Here is a 7,155-nt window from a genome sequence, read left to right as displayed (position 1 = left end):
ACCCCGCCGGAGAGCGTGCCTGCCCCGCCCGCCAGTTGGCGGCTGCCGTCGGCGGCGCGGGCCGCCCCGTTCGCGAGTTCGCCTGCGCCGTCACGCAGCTTGGCGGTGCCCTGCTGGAGGTCGGTGGCCCCGTCGCGCAGTTGGCCCGTCGCCTCTCGAATGTCGTGAAAGCCCTGCTGTACGTCGGCCAGCGACTCCTGCACCACTTTCCAGCGGTTTTCACCCAGCGAGCGGTTCAGTTCGCCTGCCAGGGTATCGGCGAAGGTGGAGGACACCCGGCTGGCGAAATAGCTGCCCCCCTCGGAGACATAAAACCGCAACAGACCGTGCTGCGAACTGTCGCCGCCGATGGCCTTGCGGCTGAAGTCGCCGGGAAAAGTGAGCGAAAAGTACACGTCGCCCCGGCGCACCGCCGCCTGCGCCTCGGCTTCGTTGGGGTAGCGCACATAGTTAAATTTGGGGTCGTCCAGCAACTTCTGAAGGGCCTCTTTGCCTAGGTCGTAGTGCTTGCCGCGCTCGGTGGTGCCCTGGTCGAGGTTGACGAGGCCCACCGGCAGGTGCCGGAGGTTGCCGTAGGGGTCGAGCGAACTGCCAAGGTAAATCGTGGCGTACAGGGCAGGCACCGCCGTGATGGCCGCCACCGAAAGCCACATCATCGGGTGCCGCCACAGACTGCGCTCGGGAGGGGTCAGGGTGCGGAAATCACGGGCAAACGACCGGAGAAATGACATAGGAACTCCTTGAAGGCCAAGAGAAGTGGCGCGACCGAAAACGCCTCCCCCTGAGTCCGGCCCATTATTGAGCGCCACCCTACGTACCGTCAAGTGACGCACCGTTATCGTAGTGGTAGACTGTCCTCATGACCACCCTGCCCCGTCGGCTGAGCGCCCAGGAACGAAGTCAGCAGATTCTCGACCTGGCGGCACGTCTGTTCATAGAGCGGGGGTTCGAGGGTGTGACGATGGCCGACCTCGCCCACGAGCTTCAGACCTCGCGACCGACCATCTACACCTACTTTCCGTCCACCGAGGCGATCCTGCACGAACTGCTTGAGCAGCGGCTGACCCGACTGCTGGCGAAACTCGACCCGCTGCTGCGCGACCTGACGCCCGACAGTCCCGAACAGCAGAACATCGTCGAGGTCATTTTCCGGTTCCTGCTGACCGAATCCGACACCCTGCGGCTGCTGCACAGCGGAGGTGCGCCCACCTTCCAGCACCGCCGCCACGCCTTTCTGGACGAACTGGGCCAGCGTCTGACCCTGTCGCCGGAAATGCGAATCAGCCGTGATCCGCAGCTTCTTCTTATGCTGACCACCCTGCTCGAAAGTCTGGCCTTGCGGGCCGTCACCGACCCCACGCTGGACACCGAGCAGTTGTTGCCCATCCTGAACACGTTCGTGCTGGGCGGCGTCACAGCCCTGAATGCCGAAGCCGACTGAGGCTCTGGGCCGGGCGCGGTAATGGTGTGGTACGCCGTCCCGTTAAACAACAGGGTGGGGCGGGTATGTCTTTGTCCCGTACCCCGGAAAATAGAATCAGGGGAGAGCTGTCTGCCACCCACCGACCCCAAGTGTTGGCCCCCCCTGCTGCAAGGAGTCCTATGAAGACCATTTTTCTCTCCCCGACCCGCAACGGCGTGGGCCTCAGCACCACCGCGCTGGGCCTGAGCCGCTCGCTGGAACGTCAGGGCTTGCACGTCGCTTTTCTCAAGCCGATTGCCCAGACCCACGAGCAGACCACCGACGACAGCGTGCATTTTGCCCGCACGGTGGGCCACCTGCCCGCCACGCCCGACCCCATCTCGCTTTCGCAGGCCGAGGAACTGCTCAGCAAAGGTCAGGAAGAAGACCTGATGGAGCAGGTGATCGCGCTGGCGCAGGAGGCGGTGAGGCGCGATGAAGGCCAGTCCGAAGTCGAGGTGCTGATTGTCGAGGGGCTGGCGCTGACCGAGCGCAACCACTACGCGGGCAGCCTGAACGCGGCGCTGGCACGTAACCTAGAAGCGATTACGGTGCTGGTCAGCAGCCTGGAAGGGGTCACGCCCGCCGAACTCGCCGACGAACTGGAAATCGCGGTGCAGAACTACCGCCGCAGCGACGGTGCGGGGCTGGCGGGCTTCGTGCTCAACTTCGCGCCCAAGGAGCTGGATTTCGGGTCGCTGATGGCCGAGTTGCGGGCACGCAGCCGGGTGCTGGCGTCGGGCGAATTGCCGCTGCTGGGTGTGGTCAGCATGTCGCCCGCGCTGCGGCAGGTGCGCACCGCCGACATCGCCCGCTACTTGGGGGCCGAGGTGGTCAACGCAGGCGAAAGCCAGACCCGCCGCGTCAGCAGCACGGTCGTCACCGCCCGCACCGTGCCGAACATGACCCACCTCTTCACGCCAGGGGCGCTGATCGTGACGCCTGCCGACCGCGAGGACGTGATTATGGCCGCGGCCCTGAGCCACCTCAGCGGCACCCCACTGGCGGGTCTGGTCTACACCGCCAGCACCCACCCCGAACCCACCATTCAGCGGCTGTGCGAGGTGGCGCTGACCAGCACCCTGCCCGTCATGCGCGTGCCGACCAACTCGTTCGAGACGGCCTCGCGCCTCGCCACCATGAGTCTGCGCGTACCCCACGACGACCTCTCGCGCATGGACAAGATGCTGGACTTCGTGGCGGATAGGCTGGACATCGTGCCGCTGGGCAGCCGCATCCGCAGCAAGGCCAGTGCGGGCGAGCGCAGGCTCCCGCCAAGTGCTTTCCGCTTTGAACTGATTCAGAAAGCCCGCGCCGCAGGCAAACGCATCGTGCTGCCCGAAGGCGACGAGCCGCGCACCGTCAAGGCCGCCATTCGCTGCACCGAAAAAGGCATTGCCCGCTGCGTGCTGCTCGCCCATCCCGACAAGGTGCGGCAAGTCGCGCAGGGGCAAGGGCTGGAGATTCCCGACGGTCTGGAAATCATCGACCCCGAGAGCCTGCGGGCCAAATATGTCGGGCCGATGGTGGAACTCCGCAGGAGCAAGGGCCTGACCGAGCCGCAGGCCGAAGCGCAACTGGAAGACACCGTGGTTCTCGGCACGATGATGCTGGCCCAGGGCGACGTGGACGGGCTGGTATCGGGGGCCGTGCATACCACCGCCAACACGGTGCGCCCCGCGCTGCAACTTATCAAGACCGCGCCTGGCAGCAGCCTGGTCAGTTCCGTCTTCTTCATGCTGATGCCCGAACAGGTGCTGGTGTACGGCGACGCGGCGATCAATCCCAACCCCAACGCGCAGGAACTCGCCGACATCGCCATTCAGTCGGCGGACAGCGCCGCCGCGTTCGGCCTGCCGGTGCGGGTCGCCATGCTGAGCTACAGCACCGGCGAAAGCGGCACGGGCGAGGACGTGGAAAAGGTCAAGGAAGCCACCAAACTGGTGAAGGAGCGCCGCCCCGACATTCTGGTGGACGGCCCGCTGCAATACGACGCCGCCAGCGTGCTGAGCGTGGGCCAGAGCAAAGCGCCGGGCAGCCCCGTGGCGGGCCGCGCCACCGTGTTTATTTTCCCCGACCTGAACACGGGCAACACCACCTACAAAGCCGTGCAGCGCAGCGCGGGCGTGGTCGCCGTGGGGCCGATGCTTCAGGGCCTGCGCAAGCCCGTCAACGACCTCTCGCGGGGGGCACTGGTGGACGACATCGTGTACACCATCGCGCTGACGGCGATTCAGGCGACGCAGGTGACTGGCTGAGACCAGTTCTAGGCAATGAAGGCAACTGTGCCGAGGGGGGGGCAAGTCAAGGCATGCCGTTTCAAGCGCGGATTGCGTATGCTAAGGCTCAATGAGTGCCGTTATTCATTTACAAGCACTGGGCCTGACCGAGTACGAGGCGCGTGCTTACACCGCGCTGCTGGCGCTGGGGCGGGCCGTACCTGCGCGGGTGGCGCGTCAGGCGGGCATTCCGCGCCCCAAGATTTACGAGACATTGGAACGCCTGGAAGGGCGGGGACTGGCTGCCAAGGTGGGGCAGAACCCGCTGGAATACGCGCCTCTCTCGGCCCGCGAGTACCTGTCGCGTTCGCGGCGCTCGTTCGATGACCGCCTCGCCGCGCTCGACCGCGACCTCTCGCGCCTGACGCCCGACCCGGCCCCCGAAGCGGTCTACCACCTGCATGGCGAGGCGGCCATTCGCAGCTTGGCCGAAGACATGGTGCTCAACGCCCGCCGCTGCGTGTTCATGGCTGGCGACCAGACCCTCACCGACCGCCTCGAACGCCTGACGCCGCGTGGCGTAGAACTTTGCCGCGCCGAACTTGCCGGACTGCCCCTCATCGCGGCGCGGGGCCAGCGGGCCTTTTTGCTCGCCCGCGACAACGAGGCGGCCATGGTCGGGCACTTTATCCCCGAAGGCGAAAGCGGCGAGGCGCACGGCGTCCACACCCACAACCCCGTCATCGTTCACCTGATTGAAGGTCACATCCGACTCGCTGAACTTCAGAAGCAGAAGGGCTGAGCCAGCAAGCGCAAGCGTCAGGGCCGACCACTCTCTGCTGGTCGGCCCTGATGCTTGCGCTGATACGAACCCGTGTTAAGCCAGTTCGGTCTCCGCGCCGGGAGCCAGCACGCGCACTTCCACGCCGCGCTTTTCGCCCTCGGCCCGGAAGACTTCGGGGTCGCCCGTCAGCGGCGGGAAGGTGCCGTAGTGCATGGGAACTGCCACGCGGGGCCGCAGCAGGTCGAGGCAGCGTCCGGCTTCCTCCGGCCCCATGGTGAAGGCGTCTCCGATAGGCAGGAAAGCGAGGTCGAGGCCACGCTCGCCGATCAGTTTCATGTCGGAAAACAGCGCCGTATCGCCTGCGAAATACAGACGTTTACCGCCGAATTCGAGCAGCAGACCCGTGGGCATCCCGCCGTAAGTGCCGTCGGGGAAACTGCTGCTGTGCCACGCCGGGGTCAGGGAGACGCTGCCCCAGTCGGCGCGGTAGGTGCCGCCGATGTTGAGGCCCACCGCCTGCGTCGCCCCGTGCTTGCGGGCGTACTCACCGATTTCGAAGGTGCCGATGACGGGCACGCCCGCCTGGCCGAACTCCAGCGCGTTGCCCCAGTGGTCGCCGTGCGCGTGACTGATGAGGATGGCGCTGGGCTGCCAAGTCCTGACCTCGTCCAGCGTGAATGGACAAAGCGGGTTGCCCTCGATGAAGGGGTCGATGAGCAGGCGGTGTTCGCCACTTTCCAGAAAAAAGGCACTGTGTCCCAGAAACCGAATCTTGACCATGTGGTTGTCCTCCTGGCCCGCAGTATGTCGCACGCGGCAAGCCGCCGGTCTCAGCCGCTTCATGGGGGGGGCCCCTATAGTAAACAGGCCCGCTTGCGCCCCACTTTCTTTTCACCTCTCCCTCTTCTGTTCTGTGCAGCGGCGCAAGAAGGAGCCTGCTTTCACGTTGTTCGACCCGACCCGCCTGAACCTGCTTGGCCTCACCCTGCGCGACCTGCTCGACATTTTGCTGGTCACGGCGCTGGTGTACCAGGGCTACAAACTGGTGGCCGATACCCGCGCCTTCAACGTGGTGCGCGGCATCATGGTGTTTGCCGGGGTGTGGGTGGCGGCGCGGCTGCTGGGGCTGGTCACGCTGACCGACCTGCTGGGCCGGGCGGGGACAGTGGGCCTGTTCGCGCTGGTGGTGCTGTTTCAGCCCGAACTGCGTGCCGCCCTCGAACGGGTGGGTCGCCCACGCAGCACCACCGACCGGGGCGGCGCCGCCCTGCAAGACCTCGCCCGCGCCCTGGAACGGCTGGCCGAGCGCAAAACGGGCGCCCTCGTCGCCATCGAGCGCCGCACGCCGCTGGGTGAATATGCCGCAACCGGGGTGGCCCTCGACGCCAAGGTCAGCGTGCCGTTTATCGAGGCGCTGTTCGCCCGAAATGCCCCGCTGCACGACGGCGGCGTCATCTTGCAGGGGTCGCGCATCGTGGCGGCGGGCTGCCTGTTTCCGTTGCAGGCCAGTGACGGCACCTACCGCCGCTACGGTACCCGGCACCGCGCCGCCATCGGCCTGTCCGAAGTGACCGACGCCGTGGTGCTGATCGTGAGTGAGGAGCGCGGCAGCATGAGAATTGCCCTGAACGGGCGGCTGGGGCCGGACCTGACCCCGGTGGAACTGCGCGAACAACTGCGGGCACTGGTGTACGAGCGCGAAGACCTGACGCCCGAAACGCCCACGCAGGCGGTGCGCCCGTGACCCGCCAGCAGCGGGTGGCCGAGGCGCTGCGGCGCTGGCTGAATCCGGCCTATGCCTGGCGCCGCCTGCTGCACAACATCGGCCCCAAGCTGCTTTCGCTCCTGGTGGCGTCGGTGCTGTGGTTTATCAGTACCGGAGACCAGCGGGCGCAGGTGCAGCAGAGTTACGACGTGCCGATTACCCGGCGCGACAACACGGGCGGCGACGAAAAACGCACCGTCAGTGGCCTGAACCCCGAAACGGTGCGCGTGACCCTCACCGGGCGCCCCGAACGCCTGCGCGAACTGCGCCCCGCCAGCATCGAGGCCGTGCTGGACGTGACCGGGGTGCCGGAGGGGAGTTTCAACCGCCCGGTCACGGTGACGCCCCCACCCAACACCACCCTCTCCAAGCAGACGCCCGAACGCGTGCAAGGCTTCGTGGACACCGAACTGACCCGCACCGTTCCCGTGACGGTCGGGGTCGCCGCGCCCGACGAGGACAGCCTGCCGCGCTACGAGGTGCTGCCCGACAACGTGCAAATCAGCGCCCCCAACCGCGTGCTGAACAACGTGGCGCAGGTGGTGACCAGTCCGGTGAGCCTCGCGCCGGGTGAGGAAGGCGAAACCCCGCTGATTCCGCTCAACGCGGCGGGGCAGCCGGTAGACGAGGTGCGCCTGAACCCCGCCAGCGTGACCGTGCGCCGCCTGGACACGGGCCGCCTGCCTGTCAAAGCGCTGCCAGTCACCCTGGACGACCCACCCCCCGGCTTGCGTGTCACAGGCGTGTCCCTGCAACCCCGCACCGTGCGGGTGGTCGCCGCCCCCGAACTGCTCGCCCGGCTGCGCGAAGTGAGCGGCGTGGTGGACTATCAGCCCGGCACGTCCACCATCCCCGTGCGGCTGCGGCTTCCGGCGGGCGCTCAGGCACTCGAACCCGTCAGTGTCAGCCTGACGGTGGAAAAGGT

7 protein-coding genes are annotated in these 7,155 nt (G+C 66.8%); 5 read left to right on the top strand and 2 right to left on the bottom strand.

Annotation, left to right across the window (positions count from 1 at the left end; translation table 11 throughout):
* On the bottom strand, positions 1-731 hold a 731-nt coding region (locus Q4C89_RS13010; RefSeq protein WP_303103049.1), incomplete at its 3' end, for a YhgE/Pip domain-containing protein.
* A 128-nt stretch (positions 732-859) separates the two neighbouring features.
* Here Q4C89_RS13010 and Q4C89_RS13005 point away from each other — a divergent pair.
* The 3 genes from Q4C89_RS13005 (at position 860) to Q4C89_RS12995 (ending at position 4,483) form a co-directional block, all read left to right on the top strand.
* A complete protein-coding gene (locus Q4C89_RS13005) occupies positions 860-1,441 on the top strand; it encodes a TetR/AcrR family transcriptional regulator (protein WP_303103048.1) in 582 nt (193 codons plus the stop codon).
* A gap of 161 nt (positions 1,442-1,602) precedes the next feature.
* Positions 1,603-3,720 carry a phosphate acetyltransferase gene (pta, locus tag Q4C89_RS13000; protein WP_303103047.1) on the top strand — a complete coding sequence of 706 codons (2,118 nt, stop codon included), beginning with the start codon at positions 1,603-1,605 and terminating at the stop codon, positions 3,718-3,720.
* A gap of 91 nt (positions 3,721-3,811) precedes the next feature.
* A complete protein-coding gene (locus Q4C89_RS12995) occupies positions 3,812-4,483 on the top strand; it encodes a TrmB family transcriptional regulator (RefSeq protein WP_303103046.1) in 672 nt (223 codons plus the stop codon).
* Between the two features lie 75 nt (positions 4,484-4,558).
* On the opposite strand, the gene Q4C89_RS12990 is transcribed toward Q4C89_RS12995, so the two are convergent.
* Complete coding sequence (locus Q4C89_RS12990; protein WP_303103050.1) at positions 4,559-5,245, bottom strand: metal-dependent hydrolase; 687 nt, start codon at positions 5,243-5,245, stop codon at positions 4,559-4,561.
* A 166-nt stretch (positions 5,246-5,411) separates the two neighbouring features.
* Here Q4C89_RS12990 and cdaA point away from each other — a divergent pair, with 166 nt between their 5' ends.
* Together cdaA and Q4C89_RS12980 are read left to right on the top strand one after the other, a co-directional pair.
* Complete coding sequence (gene cdaA / locus Q4C89_RS12985) at positions 5,412-6,209, top strand: diadenylate cyclase CdaA (protein WP_303103045.1); 798 nt, start codon at positions 5,412-5,414, stop codon at positions 6,207-6,209.
* On the top strand, positions 6,206-7,155 hold a 950-nt coding region (locus Q4C89_RS12980; protein WP_303103044.1), incomplete at its 3' end, for a YbbR-like domain-containing protein. The genes cdaA and Q4C89_RS12980, both read left to right, overlap by 4 nt.

The organism is Deinococcus sp. (assembly GCF_030523985.1).
In the GTDB taxonomy this organism is placed as follows: Bacteria; Deinococcota; Deinococci; order Deinococcales; family Deinococcaceae; genus Deinococcus.
The sequence above is the reverse complement of the archived record's forward strand: the minus strand, read 5'-3'. Positions and strand labels throughout refer to the sequence as shown.